This is a genomic window from Streptomyces sp. NPDC107454 (assembly GCF_055582885.1).
In genome coordinates this window covers 326,983-340,983 of the sequence record NZ_JBVJPA010000007.1, presented here as the reverse complement: position 1 = coordinate 340,983, position 14,001 = coordinate 326,983, and the positions used below count along the sequence as shown (strand labels likewise).

General features: G+C 71.3%; 10 protein-coding genes. 6 read left to right on the top strand and 4 right to left on the bottom strand.

What is annotated here, in order from left to right; genetic code table 11:
- The first annotated feature begins 22 nt into the window (after nucleotides 1-22).
- On the top strand, nucleotides 23-2,884 hold the full coding sequence (locus ACZ69M_RS19790; protein ID WP_470051391.1) for a DEAD/DEAH box helicase: 2,862 nt from the start codon (nucleotides 23-25) through the stop codon (nucleotides 2,882-2,884).
- Between the two features lie 199 nt (nucleotides 2,885-3,083).
- On the opposite strand, the gene atzF is transcribed toward ACZ69M_RS19790, so the two are convergent.
- The 4 genes from atzF to ACZ69M_RS19770 all read right to left on the bottom strand — a co-directional run bounded on the left by atzF (nucleotide 3,084) and on the right by ACZ69M_RS19770 (nucleotide 9,782).
- Entirely contained in the window at nucleotides 3,084-4,745 is a 1,662-nt protein-coding gene (atzF, locus tag ACZ69M_RS19785) for an allophanate hydrolase (protein WP_470051389.1), read from the bottom strand.
- Nucleotides 4,746-4,843: 98 nt separating this feature from the next.
- Nucleotides 4,844-8,359, bottom strand: coding sequence for a 5-oxoprolinase/urea amidolyase family protein (locus tag ACZ69M_RS19780; protein WP_470051388.1), 3,516 nt, complete (start codon nucleotides 8,357-8,359; stop codon nucleotides 4,844-4,846).
- Entirely contained in the window at nucleotides 8,356-8,961 is a 606-nt protein-coding gene (locus ACZ69M_RS19775; protein WP_403397643.1) for an urea amidolyase associated protein UAAP2, read from the bottom strand. Before ACZ69M_RS19775 ends, ACZ69M_RS19780 begins: the two co-directional genes overlap by 4 nt.
- Nucleotides 8,958-9,782, bottom strand: coding sequence for an urea amidolyase associated protein UAAP1 (locus ACZ69M_RS19770; RefSeq protein ID WP_470051386.1), 825 nt, complete (start codon nucleotides 9,780-9,782; stop codon nucleotides 8,958-8,960). Before ACZ69M_RS19770 ends, ACZ69M_RS19775 begins: the two co-directional genes overlap by 4 nt.
- 224 nt (nucleotides 9,783-10,006) lie before the next feature.
- Here ACZ69M_RS19770 and ACZ69M_RS19765 point away from each other — a divergent pair, with 224 nt between their 5' ends.
- From ACZ69M_RS19765 to ACZ69M_RS19745, 5 genes are all read left to right on the top strand, one after another.
- Nucleotides 10,007-10,633 carry a TetR/AcrR family transcriptional regulator gene (locus ACZ69M_RS19765; RefSeq protein ID WP_470051384.1) on the top strand — a complete coding sequence of 209 codons (627 nt, stop codon included), beginning with the start codon at nucleotides 10,007-10,009 and terminating at the stop codon, nucleotides 10,631-10,633.
- A gap of 290 nt (nucleotides 10,634-10,923) precedes the next feature.
- On the top strand, nucleotides 10,924-12,531 hold the full coding sequence (locus tag ACZ69M_RS19760) for an ATP-binding protein (RefSeq protein ID WP_470051382.1): 1,608 nt from the start codon (nucleotides 10,924-10,926) through the stop codon (nucleotides 12,529-12,531).
- A complete protein-coding gene (locus ACZ69M_RS19755; protein WP_352048008.1) occupies nucleotides 12,528-12,935 on the top strand; it encodes a roadblock/LC7 domain-containing protein in 408 nt (135 codons plus the stop codon). The genes ACZ69M_RS19760 and ACZ69M_RS19755 overlap by 4 nt, the downstream gene beginning before the upstream one ends.
- Nucleotides 12,932-13,369, top strand: coding sequence for a DUF742 domain-containing protein (locus ACZ69M_RS19750; RefSeq protein WP_352048007.1), 438 nt, complete (start codon nucleotides 12,932-12,934; stop codon nucleotides 13,367-13,369). Before ACZ69M_RS19755 ends, ACZ69M_RS19750 begins: the two co-directional genes overlap by 4 nt.
- A complete protein-coding gene (locus tag ACZ69M_RS19745) occupies nucleotides 13,350-13,970 on the top strand; it encodes a GTP-binding protein (protein WP_075027673.1) in 621 nt (206 codons plus the stop codon). Before ACZ69M_RS19750 ends, ACZ69M_RS19745 begins: the two co-directional genes overlap by 20 nt.
- The last annotated feature ends 31 nt before the right edge of the window (nucleotides 13,971-14,001 follow it).

Sequence of the window (14,001 nt, the reverse complement as noted above, 5' to 3'; positions counted from 1 at the left end):
TTGAGATAAGCAGATCCGGATATTGATCGTCATGTTGTCAGTGGCTGCCGGTAGTCTCGAAAGCACGATGACAGAGGACCTCTCACCGGCCGAGCGGTATGCGGCAGCACGGAAGCGCGCTGTCGAGCAGGCCACCGCGCTCGCCTCCTTCCGCGAGATGTACGACTTCGGCCTCGACCCCTACCAGATCGAGGCCTGCCAGGCGCTCGAAGCGGGCAAGGGTGTGCTCGTGGCCGCGCCCACCGGCTCGGGCAAGACGGTCGTCGGCGAGTTCGCCGTCCACCTCGCCCTCCAGCAGGGCAAGAAGTGCTTCTACACCACGCCGATCAAGGCGCTCTCGAACCAGAAGTACGCCGATCTGTGCCGCCGCTACGGCGCGGACAAGGTCGGCCTGCTCACCGGCGACAACAGCGTCAACTCCGATGCACCGGTGGTCGTCATGACCACCGAGGTGCTGCGCAACATGTTGTACGCGGGCTCCCAGACCCTCCTCGGCCTCGGCTATGTGGTCATGGACGAGGTGCACTACCTCTCCGACCGCTTCCGCGGCGCCGTCTGGGAGGAAGTGATCATCCACCTCCCCGAGTCGGTGACCCTGGTGTCACTCTCGGCGACCGTGTCGAACGCGGAGGAGTTCGGCGACTGGCTGGACACCGTGCGCGGCCACACCGAGGTGATCGTCTCCGAGCACCGGCCCGTCCCGCTGTTCCAGCACGTGCTGGCCGGGCGCCGGATGTACGACCTCTTCGAGGAGGGCGAGGGCAACAAGAAGGCGGTCAACCCCGATCTCACCCGCCTGGCCCGGATGGAGGCCAGCCGTCCGTCGTTCCAGGACCGCAGACGAGGCCGCGCCATGCGCGAGGCCGACCGCGAGCGCGAGCGCCGGCAGCGCTCGCGGATCTGGACACCGGGCCGTCCCGAGGTCATCGAACGGCTCGACGCCGAGGGCCTGCTGCCCGCGATCACGTTCATCTTCAGCCGTGCCGCCTGCGAGGCCGCCGTCCAGCAGTGCCTGTACGCGGGCCTCAGGCTCAACGACGAGGAGTCGCGCGCGAAGGTCCGCGAGATCGTCGAGGAGCGCACCGCGTCCATCCCCTCCGAGGACCTGCACGTCCTGGGCTACTACGAGTGGCTGGAGGGTCTGGAGCGCGGCATCGCGGCCCACCACGCGGGCATGCTGCCCACGTTCAAGGAAGTCGTCGAGGAACTCTTCGTACGCGGCCTGGTGAAGGCCGTGTTCGCGACCGAGACCCTGGCACTGGGCATCAACATGCCCGCCCGCTCGGTGGTGTTGGAGAAGCTCGTCAAGTGGAACGGCGAGCAGCACGCCGACATCACTCCCGGCGAGTACACCCAGCTCACCGGTCGTGCCGGGCGGCGCGGCATCGATGTCGAGGGCCACGCCGTCGTGTTGTGGCAGCGCGGCTTCAGCCCCGACCACCTGGCGGGCCTCGCGGGCACCCGCACCTACCCGCTGCGCTCCAGCTTCAAGCCGTCGTACAACATGGCCGTGAACCTGGTCGAGCAGTTCGGCCGGCACCGCTCGCGCGAGCTGCTGGAGACGTCCTTCGCGCAGTTCCAGGCCGACAAGTCGGTCGTCGGGATCTCCCGGCAGGTGCAGCGCAACGAGGAGGGGCTGGAGGGCTACAAGGAGTCCATGACCTGCCACCTCGGGGACTTCGACGAGTACGCGCGACTGCGCCGCGAACTCAAGGACCGCGAGACGGAGCTCGCCAAGCAGGGCGCGGCGCAGCGGCGCGCCGAGGCGGCCGTGGCACTGGAGAAGCTCAAGCCCGGCGACATCATCCATGTCCCGACCGGCAAGTTCGCGGGCCTGGCGCTGGTCCTCGACCCGGGGCTGCCCGCGGGCCGGTCCAACGGCCACCGCGGCTTCGAGCACCACGACGGACCGCGCCCGTTGGTCCTCACGGCCGAGCGCCAGGTGAAGCGACTGGCCTCGATGGACTTCCCGGTGCCGGTCGAGGCGCTGGAGCGGATGCGCATCCCGAAGTCCTTCAACCCGCGCTCCCCGCAGTCCCGGCGCGACCTCGCCTCCGCGCTGCGCACCAAGGCCGGGCACATCGTCCCCGACCGGCTGCGCAAGCGCCGTTCCGAGGCCGCCGACGACCGTGAGATCGCCCGGCTGCGCACCGCGATCCGCGCCCACCCCTGCCACGGGTGCAACGACCGTGAGGACCACGCCCGTTGGGCCGAGCGCTACCACCGGCTGCTGCGCGACACCAAGCAGTTGGAGAACCGCATCGAGGGCCGGACGAACACCATCGCCCGCACCTTCGACCGGATCGTCGCCCTGCTCACCGAGCTGGACTACCTGCGCGGCGACGAGGCCACGGAGCACGGCAGACGGCTCGCCCGGCTGTACGGCGAACTCGACCTGCTGGCCAGCGAATGCCTGCGCGCCGGGGTCTGGGAAGGCCTCGACCCGGCCGAACTCGCGGCCTGCGTCTCGGCGTTGGTGTACGAGTCGCGGGTCGGTGACGACGCGATGGCGCCGAAGCTGCCGTCCGGCAAGGCCAAGGCGGCGCTCGGTGAGATGGTCCGCATCTGGGGCCGTCTCGACGCGCTGGAGGAGGACTTCCGGATCACCCAGTCCGAGGGCGTCGGCCAGCGCGAGCCGGACCTCGGCTTCGCCTGGGCGGCCTACGAGTGGGCTTCCGGCAAGGGCCTCGACGAGGTGCTGCGCGAGGCGGAGATGCCGGCCGGTGACTTCGTCCGCTGGTGCAAGCAGGTCATCGACGTGCTGGGCCAGATCTCGGCCGCCGCGCCGGTTCCCGGCGGTGAGAGGTCGACGGTCGCGAAGAACGCGCGCAAGGCGGTCGACGGCCTGCTGCGCGGAGTGGTCGCCTACTCGTCAGTGGGCTGAGCCGAGCCGGTGGCCCGGTCGCTCGTGGCGCGCCGCCTCCCTGCCGGGGGGCGGCGCGCTTTTTCCTGTCAGCTTCCGCTCGGCGAGGCCTCGTACGGCCCCTCATGCGGCACGGGGCGGCCGGTGTGGGCGTCCGGCAGGCGATGTGTGTTGCCGCATCGTGACTCGGCTGCTTTCCGGCCCGGTCACGGCCGTGAGGTCAGGCGCGGTTGCGGAGGTAGCCGCGCCAGCCGCCGTACTCCGTGATGTCCTCGGCGCCTTCGAGCGCCGCGGGCTCGCACAGGAAGCCGGGCACGTGGGTGCCGTCGGCCAGTTCGACCCGGCCCAGTGCCATCGGCCGGGGCAGGTCGGCGAGCAGCCGGCCGAGGCCCGCCGCGGGCAGTCGCCACACCTCGGCCTCGATGCCGGCTCCGGCGCTCTCGCCGACGTGGACCAGGCCCGGCTTGGGCGGGGTGGTGGACAGCGCGTGCAGCCGGTAGGCGGGTGCCGTCGTGGTCGTACGTTCCCACTCCGCGCCCAGGGACAGGAGCTGGGGGTTCAGCGGCTGGCCGGACAGGTGGGCGCCGACCACCGCGATCCGCAGCACCGGCTGGAGCAGCGCGGCGATCCGGGCGAGGCGTTCGTCGGTGAACGCCGGGCCGATCAGCATCACGCCGAAGGGCAGAGCGGCGGGCGTGAGACCGGCCGGGACGGCGACCGCCGCCAGGTCGAAGAGGTTCGTGGAGTTGGTGAAGCGGCCCAGCCGGGCGTTGGTGCCGAGCGGGTCGGCCGCGACCTCCGCGAGTGTGGGGTGGCCGGGTGCGGTCGGCAGCAACAGGGCGTCCGCGTCGCCGAGTTCGGCGAGGGCCCGGGTGCGCAGGGCCGCCAGCCGGTCCTGGTCGGCGAAGAGCTGGTGGGCCGGGATGTCCCGGGCGCGGGTGATGATCCCGGCGACGGTCGGGTCGAGACCCGCACCCCCCTCGCTGATCAACTTGTCGACAAAGCTTCCCACCGCCGTGTAACGCTCGGCGACGAACGCTCCCTCATAGAGCATCGCCGCCGCCTCGGTGAACGGGGTGAGGTCGAGCGTGCGCACCTCGGCCCCGGCCGCGACGAACTGCTCCACGGCGGCCTCGAACGCCTGAGCCCAGCCCTCGTCGAGTTCGCCGAGCTGGGTCGTCGGGGGGACGGCGACGCGCCAGGGGCCGGGGGCCCGTTGGGGGAGTGCGGGGAGTTCACGTCCGGAGGGGGACGCCAGGTACGCCAGGGCCTGTTCGGCCTCCGGGAGCGTACGGGCGAACACGCTCACGCAGTCGAGTGAGGCGCAGGCCGGGACGACACCGGTGGCCGGGACCAGGCCGCGGGTGGGCTTGAGGCCGACGATGCCGTTGAAGGCGGCGGGGACGCGTCCGGAGCCGGCCGTGTCGGTGCCGAGGGCCAGGTCGACGATGCCGAGGGCCACGGCCACGGCCGATCCCGAGCTGGAGCCGCCGCTGATCCTGCCCGGGTCCAGGGCTCCCCGTACGGCGCCGTACGGGGAGCGGGTGCCGACCAGGCCGGTGGCGAACTGGTCGAGGTTCGTGGTGCCGAGGACGAGTGCGCCCGCCGTGCGCAGGCGGGCGACCGCGGGGGCGTCGCCCTCCGGGGTGTACGCGTAGGCCGGGCAGCCCGCGGTGGTCTTCAGGCCGGCCACGTCGATGTTGCCCTTCGCGGCGAGGAGCTTGCCGGCGAGGGGGAGGTGCTCGCCCGCGGCGAGGCGGGCGTCGATGGCCTGGGCTTCCTTCTCGACCTCTGCCTGGGGGCGGAGGTCGATCCAGATCTCGGGACGGTCGACGGTTTCGATACGGGCGTAGGCCAGACGGACTCGGGTCAGGGCGGACATGGGTAGCTCCTTGCTCTTCGGGCGCGGGCCGGTGGGTGGTCTGTGCCCACCCGTTCCGCCCCTCGCGGAACGCCTGCCCACAGACCACCGGCGGGTTTTCAGTTCACCGGTGCCAGGACCACCAGTACTGTGCCCGCTTCCACCTGGGCGCCGGGCTTGGTGAGGACTTGTCGGACCACTCCGTCCATCGGGGCGGGCACCCTGGACTCCATCTTCATCGCCTCCAGCGCCAGCAGGGGCTGGCCGGTCGTCACCCGGTCGCCCGGCTTGACGTTCAGCTGCCATACGGAGGCAGCGAACTCGGCCTCGATCAGACGGCCGCCCGGGGGGACGGTCGCCTCGGCGGCGGGCGCCGCGGGCGTGGACGCGGCGTCCGCGCGGTCGAACTCGCCCGCCTCCTCCCAGGCGTCCCGCTCGGCGGAGAACGCGGCGCCCTGCCTGGCCCGGAACTCCGCGATGGACGTGGAGTGGGTGGCGAGGAAGGCCTCGTACTCGGCGAGTGAGAAGACGCCCTCCTCGATCCGGGGCACGAAACGGCCCGAGATGATGTCGGCGCGCAGGTCGAGGAGCTCGTCGGGCTCGACGGCGTACCACTTGATGCGGTCGAAGAAGCGCAGCAGCCAGGGCGAGCCCGGCTCGAACGCGCCGCGCTGCTGCCACCCCGACCACACCTGGGTCGTACGGCCGACGAACTGGTAGCCGCCGGGGCCCTCCATGCCGTAGACGCAGAGGTAGGCGCCGCCGATGCCGACCGAGTTCTCGGCGGTCCAGGTGCGCGCCGGGTTGTACTTGGTGGTCACCAGGCGGTGGCGCGGGTCCAGGGGGGTGGCCACCGGTGCGCCGAGGTAGACGTCGCCCAGGCCCAGGACGAGGTACTCCGCGTCGAACACCGTGCGGTACACGTCGTCCACCGAGTCGAGGCCGTTCACGCGGCGGATGAACTCGATGTTCCACGGGCACCAGGGCGCGTCGTCGCGGACGCCCGCCATATAGCGGGCGATCGCCTCGCGGGTCGCGGGGTCGTCCCAGGAGAGGGGGAGGTGCACCGTGCGGGAGGGGACGACCAGCTGGTCGCTCGGGGGGAGCGTGCGGACCGTCTCCCGCACCAGGGTGAGGAGTTCGCGTTGCGCAAGCCTGCCGGGGTCCGTCCGGATCTGCAGGGAGCGGATGCCGGGGGTCAGGTCCGTGACGCCGTCGAGCGCGGCCTCGGCCACGGCCTCCATCAGCGCGTGGACCCGCATGCGCAGCGCCAGGTCCAGGTGCATGGGACCGAATTCGACCAGCAGGTTGTCGTCGCCGCTGCGGCGGTACGTCACGTCGCCGTCCCGCGCGAGCACCCCGCCGTCGACGATCGCGGGCCGCGGCGAGCCGTCGTCGGCCAGCGGTGCGAAGCGCACGGTGTCACCCGGGCGGAACTGGCCGAGCTTCCAGCGTTCCGTGCTGACGACCGTCGCCGGGCAGACGAAGCCGCCGAGCGAGGGGCCGTCCGGGCCGAGCAGCACCGGCATGTCGCCGGTGTAGTCGACGGCGCCGACCGAGTACGGCGTGTCGTGGATGTTGGACGGGTGCAGGCCCGCCTCGCCGCCGTCCGTGCGCGCCCAGCGGGGCTTCGGGCCGATCAGCCGTACGCCCGTGCGCGCCGAGTTGAAGTGGACCTTCCAGTCGGCGGCGTAGAAGTCGTGGATGTCGTCCTCGGTGAAGAACTCCGGTGCGGCGTGCGGGCCTTCGAGCGCGCCGACCCGCCAGGTGGAGGAGAACACCGGGCGGTCGCCGACCGGTACCGGCGCCCCGCGATCCGACGCCGAGCCGCCGTGCAGTACGTCGCCCGTGCGCAGGGCGCGGCCCCCGTGCCCGCCGAATCGGCCCAGCGTGAACGTGGACGCGCTGCCGAGGAACGCCGGCACGTCCAGGCCCCCGCCCGCGAAGAGCACGTAGGTGCGCAGGCCGTGTTCGGCGGGGGAGCCGACCTCCAGCAGGGCCCCCGCCGGTACCGTCACCGGTTCCCACTGCGCGACCGCCGCGCCGTCCACGGTGACCCGCGCCGGTGCGCCCGTGACGCAGACCGTCGTGGCGTGGGTGAAGCGCAGGGTCGGCCCCTGGAGGGTGCACTCCAGACCGGGCGCCCCCTCGTGGTTGCCGAGGGCGCGGTTGCCGAGCCGGAAGGAGAGGTCGTCCATCGGACCGCACGGGGGCACGCCCACCTGCCAGTGGCCGGTGCGGCCCGGCCAGTCCTGGACCGTGGTGAGGGTCCCGCCGGAGACGACCTCGATGCGCTGCGTGGGATCGCTGACTTCGGCCAGCGTCGCCGTCGAGTGCGTCGCCCGCCGGAAGGACGGTTCGGCGAGCGCGGCCCGCACCAGCCCCAGGTTCGTCTCGATACCGTCCACCCGGGTCCTGGCCAGCGCCTCGTCGAGGCGTTCCAGCGCGTGCGCCCGGTCCGGGCCGTACGCGATGACCTTCGCGAGCATCGGGTCGTACGACGTGGTCACCTCGGTGCCCGTCTCCACCCAGCCGTCCACGCGGACGCCGCCGGGGAACTCGACCCGCGTGAGCAGGCCCGCGCTCGGCCGGTGGTCGCGCGAGGGGTCCTCGGCGTACACCCGGGCCTCGACGGCGTGACCGCGCGGCACCCCCGGATCGCGGACGACCTCCGACTCCCCGCGCGCGAGCCGCAGCATCCAGGCGACGAGGTCGACGCCGTAGATCTCCTCGGTGACCGGATGCTCCACCTGGAGGCGGGTGTTGACCTCCAGGAAGTAGGCCTCCTCGCGGGCGGCGTCGTAGACGAACTCGACGGTTCCGGCCGAGCGGTATCCGACCGCGGCACACAAGTCTCGTGCGGCAGCGGCGAGTCGGGCGCGGACAGAGGGCGGCAGGCCCGGTGCCGGGGCCTCCTCCAGCACCTTCTGGTTGCGGCGCTGGAGCGAGCAGTCCCGGTCGCCGAAGGTGACGACCCGGCCCCGGCCGTCACCGAAGACCTGCACCTCGACATGGCGGGCGTGCTCGACCAGCCGCTCCAGGAAGACCCCGGCGGAGGAGAAGGAGGCCGCGGCGACGCGCTGGACCCGCTCCCACGCCCCGGTCAGTTCGTCGGCGGAGTGACATGCCGACATACCGATGCCGCCGCCACCGCCGGTGGCCTTCAGCATGACGGGATAGCCGATGCGGGCGGCCGCCTCCAGAGCCTCGGTGAGACCGGCGAGAAGTCCCGTGCCCGGCGCGAGCGGCACCCCGGCCGCCTCCGCCGCCGCCCGCGCCGTGTGCTTCGCCCCGAACAGCTCCAGCTGCTCCGGCGTCGGACCCACGAACACGATCCCGGCGTCCTCGCAGCGCCGCGCGAAGGCCGCGTCCTCGGACAGGAAGCCGTACCCGGGGTGGATCGCCCCGGCCCCGGTGTCCTTGGCCGCCTTCAGAACGAGGTCGGCGTCGAGATAGGACTCCTTCGCGGGCGCGGGCCCCAGCCGTACCGCCTCGTCGGCGAGCCGGACGTGGGGCGCGGAGCGGTCGGCGTCGGAGTACACGGCGACCGTGCGCAGACCGAGTTCGCGGGCCGTGCGGATGATCCGTACCGCGATCTCGCCGCGGTTGGCGACCAGCAGGGTGTCGAAGGTCATTCCGTCGCCCCGCTCGCCTCGATGGTCATTTCCACCGCGGTCGGCTCGAAGCCGTTGCAGGGGTTGTTGATCTGGGGGCAGTTGGAGACCAGCACGAGGACGTCGCACTCGGCGCGCAGGGTCAGTGTGAGCCCCGGGGCCGAGATGCCGTCGACGATGCCGAGAGTGCCGTCCTTCTCGACCGGCACGTTCATGTACCAGTTGATGTTCGAGACGAGATCGCGCTTGCCGAGGCCGTACTTGGCGCCCTCCGCGAGGAAGTTGTCCACACAGGCGTGCTGGGACCAGGTGTGGTGGCCGTACCGCAGGGTGTTCGACTCCTTGGAGCAGGCGCCGCCGACCGTGTCGTGCCGGCCGACCTCGTCCGCGACCACGGTCATCAGCGGGGTGTGCTCGTTGGACATCAGCACGCTGCCGGTGGTGAGGAAGAGGTTGCCCTGCGCGTGGATCGTGTCGGGTGCGCTGTAGCGGACGGTCGTGTCGTGGGCGTCGTACACCAGGAAGTCGACGGCCTGGTTGCCGTGCAGGTCGGTGACGGTGAGCGTCTCTCCGGTGCGGACGACGGCGGACCAGGCGGCCCGGGCCAAAACCACGGTCTTCATGCGATCCCCCTCGCGGCGAGGAACTCGGCGGTGTTCAGGAAGGCGCGGCGGCCCTCGGGCGTGGCCTCCCACAGCGCGTCGCCTGGCGCGGTCGCGGCCGCGCGCCAGGCGAGGACCTCCAGGGGCGTGCTGACGTACTCCGTACGGGGGTCGGCGGGGTGCGGCACGTTCGCGATCAGCACGGTCACGTCCTGTTCGGCGCGGAGCGTCACGCTGCCGCCGGGGCCCGCGGAACCGGAGAAGTCCAGCGAGCCGTCGTCGCGGACCTCCACGCCCTGGAAGAAGGAGAGCGAGGGTGGCAGGTCGCGGGGTTCGAGGCCGTTCTTGGCGGCGGCCAGCTTGAAGAGTTCGCGGCCGGCGGGGGAGGCGGACTGCGGGGTTCCGTCGCCGTAGCGCCGGGTGTTGCGTACGAGGGTGGAGGTGCCGCAGAGCGTGTCGTGGCGGCCGGAGGTGTCGGCGACCAGGGAGGCGAGGACGCGGCCCTGGTCGGAGAGGAGCAGCTGCCCCTCGCCGAGGTAGGCGTTCCACTGGACCTTGACCGTGTCCGCCACGTTCAGGCGTTCCCAGGGGCGGCCGGCGGCGTACAGGAGCAGGTGTGCGCAGGCGTCGCCCCTGACGTCGGTGAGCCTGAGTTCCGTGCCGCGGGCCAGCACCTTGTGCGTGTAGTTGCCGGCCGCCACCGTCTCCGCCCACACCAGGTGGCCCGCCTCGCAGGGCGGCGCGGGCCAGGCGCTCGCCGGGACGACGGGCATGGCCTCCGTGCGGGAGCCCTCTTGCGCCCGGGCGTGGGCACGGGCTCCGTAAGTGGTCGCTGTCGCCATCGCGAGTCCTCCGGCTCCTGGGTGATTTCTGTCGCTCGACAGAAATTAGGGGCGGGGAGGGTCGGGGCCGTGTCCCGAGTGTTGCCGGACGGTTACCGACCCCTCACGGGGCGCTCCGTGGGTTCGGGGGGCGCTCTGTGGGCTTGAGGGTGCGGGTCGTGTGTGGCCGGGCGTGCGGTTTCTCGGGCGTCTTGGGGGTGGTGGCGTGTGCGAGGATCGAACGTATGGGAAGTGGTGGTGGGCGACGGGTCGGGCGGCCCCGGGCTGCGCAGCGGCCGGACAGCGGGCTGTCGCCGCGGGACGAACTGCTCGACGCCGCCGCCGAGTTGTTCACGACGCACGGGTACGCCGCGACGACCACCCGCGCCGTCGCCGAGCGGGCCGGGATGCGCCAGGCGTCGATGTACCACTACGTCTCCGGCAAGGAGGAGCTGCTCGCCGAGCTCCTGGAGTCGACCGTCACACCCTCGCTCGCCTTCGCCCGGGAGCTCCTCGCCGATGACGCGGCCCCGCCCGAGAAGCGGCTGTGGGAGCTGTGCCGCACCGACGTGGAGCTGCTCTGCGGGGGCCCGCACAACCTGGGCGGGCTGTATCTGCTGCCCGAGGTGCGCGCCGAGCGCTTCGCCGGCTTCCACGCCGTACGGGCCGAGCTGAAGGACACCTACCGGCAGTTGCTGGCCGCGACCACGGCGGGTGGCGCGCTCGTCAAGAGTGAACTCGACCTGCGCACGGATCTGCTGTTCGGCCTCATCGAAGGGGTGATCCTCGTGCACCGGTCCGATCCCGAGCGGCCCGTGTCCGCCTTCGCCGAAGCAACCGCCGACGCGGCGCTGCGGATCGCCGGAATCTGACGTACCGCCCTGTGGAGGTGCGGTTTTCGCATGCCAGTGCGTCGCTACTCACCGTGTGCGAACGAAGCCTGAGCGTGTAAATGGCCGAGAGTACTCCTGCCACGCGGGCGATTTCAGGCGGTTGCTGAATATGACACGGCGATGATCCGGTCGGACTAAGCTCGCCCGCAGCGCACCGAGTTGAGATGTAATCGTGCGCTTGTTCCCAAAAGTTCCGAAGATTCGGTTTGACCACGCAGTTTCCCCACGAACTCCCCCCTACCCCAGCCGATTTGTCTCAGAGGGCATACATGGTGAGTGTTCAATCGCCTCCCGGTGGCCGTGAACTTCCCTACGCGCGCGTGCTGTTGCCGCCGGCCATACTGATGGCCGCGGTGACCGGGGCCGCCGTCGCCTTGGTGACGGGCCCGGCCCGGGCCGCCGTCGGCTGGTGCGGCGGTATCGCGACGCTGCTGGTGATCGCGGTCGCCGCCGAAGCCGTACGCCGTGGCCGCGTCATCCGTGCCGTGCGCGCCGAACTGGCCAGCCGTACCGCGTACCTGGAACAGCGCATCGCCGCCCACGACCAGGACATCGTGCGCTTCCACCACGAAGTCCTGCCCGCCGCGATCCGGCGCATGAACCGCGGCATGAACCCCGACGGCGTGGCACACCGCTTCGGCGACGACGACCCCAGCCTGCCGCAGATCTCCGAGGTGGAACGGGACCTGCTGGGCACCGTCCTCCAACTGCTGGACACCGAGAAGCTGCTGCTCGACTCCTCGCACCGCTCCTTCGTCAACATCGCCCGCCGCGTGCAGGCGATCGTCCATCAGCAGAACAAGGAACTCCGCGAGATGGAGGAGGACCACGGGCGCAACCCCGAGGTCTTCGACGACCTGCTGCGCATCGACCACGGCACCGCGCTGATCGGCCGCCTCGCCGACTCCATCGCGGTGCTCGGCGGCGGCCGCCCGGGCCGCAACTGGCCCAAGCCGGTTCCGTTGTTCAGCGTGATGCGCGGCGCGATGTCCCGGATCCTCGAGTACCGGCGCATCGAGCTGCACTCGATCGCCGACGTCAACGTCAACGGCATCCACGTCGAACCGGTCATCCACGCGGTCGCCGAACTCCTCGACAACGCGACGCGTTATTCGCCGCCGAACAGCAAGGTGCACCTGACCGCACTCAAGGTGCAGACCGGTGTCGCCATCGAGATCGAGGACTCGGGCGTCAGTTTCAGCGACGAGGCCCGCGGCAAGATGGAGGAACTGCTCCGGCAGGCCGCGGCCGGCACCGACCTCCAGGTCCTCGGCGAGGCCCCCCGGCTGGGCATCTCCGTCGTCGGCCGGCTCTCGAAGATGTACGACATGGCGATCGCGCTCCGCCAGTCCGCCTACGGCGGTGTCCGCGCGGTCGTCGTGGTGCCGAGCAACATGCTCACCAAGGACCCCGCGGCCTCCCTCGCCCACGGCATCGGCGCGAACTCCACCGCGACCATGGACACCGACGGGGTCGAGGGCCCCAACCGCAAGCCGAAGAAGCGCCGCCCGACCACCGGACCCCGCCTCCCCGAGCAGGAAGACGGGTCCAGGGACGACGACGCCCCCCTGGTCACCGAGTGGACACCCAACGGCCTGCCGCAGCGGCGCAGCCGGGTCAAGATCCCGCTCAGGGAGCGGTATGCCGAGGCCGCCCGGCTCGCCGCCGAGGAAGCGGCGGCCGCCGCCGCGGCGCCCTCCTGGGGCACGGTCCCCGCCGCCCCGAAGAAGCAGGAGAAGGAGAAGGAGAAGGAGAAGCCACCGGGGCACTGGGTCGAGGCGTTCTGGGAGGGCCTCAAGCGTGACCCGGACCCCGACGCGTTCACCAGGAAGAACCAGGCGGCCGCGGAGGCCGACGACGAGGGGGACCTCAAGTGATCCATCAGCGGGACAACTTCGACTGGATGCTCAGGGATCTCGCTGACGGTGTACCAGGAATCCAGCAGATCGTGGTGCTCTCCGCCGACGGACTGCGCATCGCACGCTACGGCGGCAACCCGGACGCCGCCGACCGCGTCGCCGCGGCGTGCGCGGGCCTGCAGAGCCTGGCCGCGGCGGTCGCGGGCGAGGTTCCCAGCAGCGACGGCACGATGAAGATGGTCCTCATCGAGATCGACGGAGGCTACTTCTATCTGATGTCCGCCGGGGCCAACGCCTATCTCGCGGTCCTCGCCAACCAGATCGCGGAGCCCGGCCTCATGAGCAACCGCATGAGCGACCTCGTCGCCCGGATCGGCGCCCATCTGACCAGTCCGCCGAGGCGCAACGGGCAGACCGTATGACTCCTCCGCAACGCCGACGGCGATACCCCAAGGAAGAGTTCACCGAGCCTCCCCGGGAGCGGCCTCCCCAAGAGGGTGAGGAAGACGGTGAGGAAGAGGACCCCAAGAATCCCGGGCGCCTGTATCTGCTCACCGGTGGGGGCGAGGCGGGCGAGCGGGCCGACCTGGACCTGGTCACCTTAATCGTGGCGCACGCCGACGCGCCGACACCCACCACCCAGCCGGAGCAGTCGGCGCTGCTCCGGCTCTGCCAGGCCCCTCTGTCCGTGGCCGAGCTCTCGGCCTATCTCAATCTGCCGTTCAGCGTGGTGACCGTCCTGCTCACCGAGCTGCTGGCGGCCGAACTGGTGCAGGCACGCGCCCCGATCGTTCGCTCGGCGCTCCCCGACCGTTCCCTCCTCGAAGCGGTGATGCATGGACTTCAAAAGCTCTGAGACGATCACCGGCCCGCGCGCCGAGGACCATCTGCCGCACACGGCGCAAGCCGCCGTGAAGATCGTGATCGTGGGCGGGTTCGGAGTCGGCAAGACGACCATGGTGGGTGCCGTCAGCGAGATCAAACCGCTGACCACCGAGGAGACCATGACGCAGGCCGGCATCGGCATCGACGACAACTACGGCTCGGAGACCAAGACCGCGACCACCGTCGCCATGGACTTCGGCCGCATCAGCATCACGGAACGGCTGGTGCTCTACCTCTTCGGCACCCCCGGCCAGGAGCGCTTCTGGTTCCTGTGGAACGGCCTCTTCGAAGGCGCGCTCGGCGCGGTCGTGCTGATCGACACCCGTCGGCTGGAAGTCAGCTTCGACGTGATCGGCCGTCTGGAGGAGCGCGGTGTGCCCTTCGTCGTCGCCATGAACACCTTCCCGGACGCGCCCAGTTATCCGATCGAGGACCTGCGCGCCGCGCTCGACCTGTCCGAGGACATCCCGATCGTGCAGTGCGACGCGCGCCGCCGGGCCTCCAGCCGGGACGTCCTGATGACGCTGATGCACTTCCTCTACTCGCTCACGATGAGCCAGGCACGCACCTGATGCCCGCGGCGGCCACCACGCCCGTCCCAAG

Bases quoted from the DNA above. Each gene is read 5' to 3' on its own strand.
- atzF (WP_470051389.1), bottom strand. From the start codon at position 4,745: ATGTCCGCCCTGACCCGAGTCCGTCTGGCCTACGCCCGTATCGAAACC.
- ACZ69M_RS19780 (WP_470051388.1), bottom strand. From the start codon at position 8,359: ATGACCTTCGACACCCTGCTGGTCGCCAACCGCGGCGAGATCGCGGTA.
- ACZ69M_RS19775 (WP_403397643.1), bottom strand. From the start codon at position 8,961: ATGAAGACCGTGGTTTTGGCCCGGGCCGCCTGGTCCGCCGTCGTCCGC.
- ACZ69M_RS19770 (WP_470051386.1), bottom strand. From the start codon at position 9,782: ATGGCGACAGCGACCACTTACGGAGCCCGTGCCCACGCCCGGGCGCAA.
- ACZ69M_RS19765 (WP_470051384.1), top strand. From the start codon at position 10,007: ATGGGAAGTGGTGGTGGGCGACGGGTCGGGCGGCCCCGGGCTGCGCAG.
- ACZ69M_RS19760 (WP_470051382.1), top strand. From the start codon at position 10,924: ATGGTGAGTGTTCAATCGCCTCCCGGTGGCCGTGAACTTCCCTACGCG.
- ACZ69M_RS19750 (WP_352048007.1), top strand. From the start codon at position 12,932: ATGACTCCTCCGCAACGCCGACGGCGATACCCCAAGGAAGAGTTCACC.
- ACZ69M_RS19745 (WP_075027673.1), top strand. From the start codon at position 13,350: ATGGACTTCAAAAGCTCTGAGACGATCACCGGCCCGCGCGCCGAGGAC.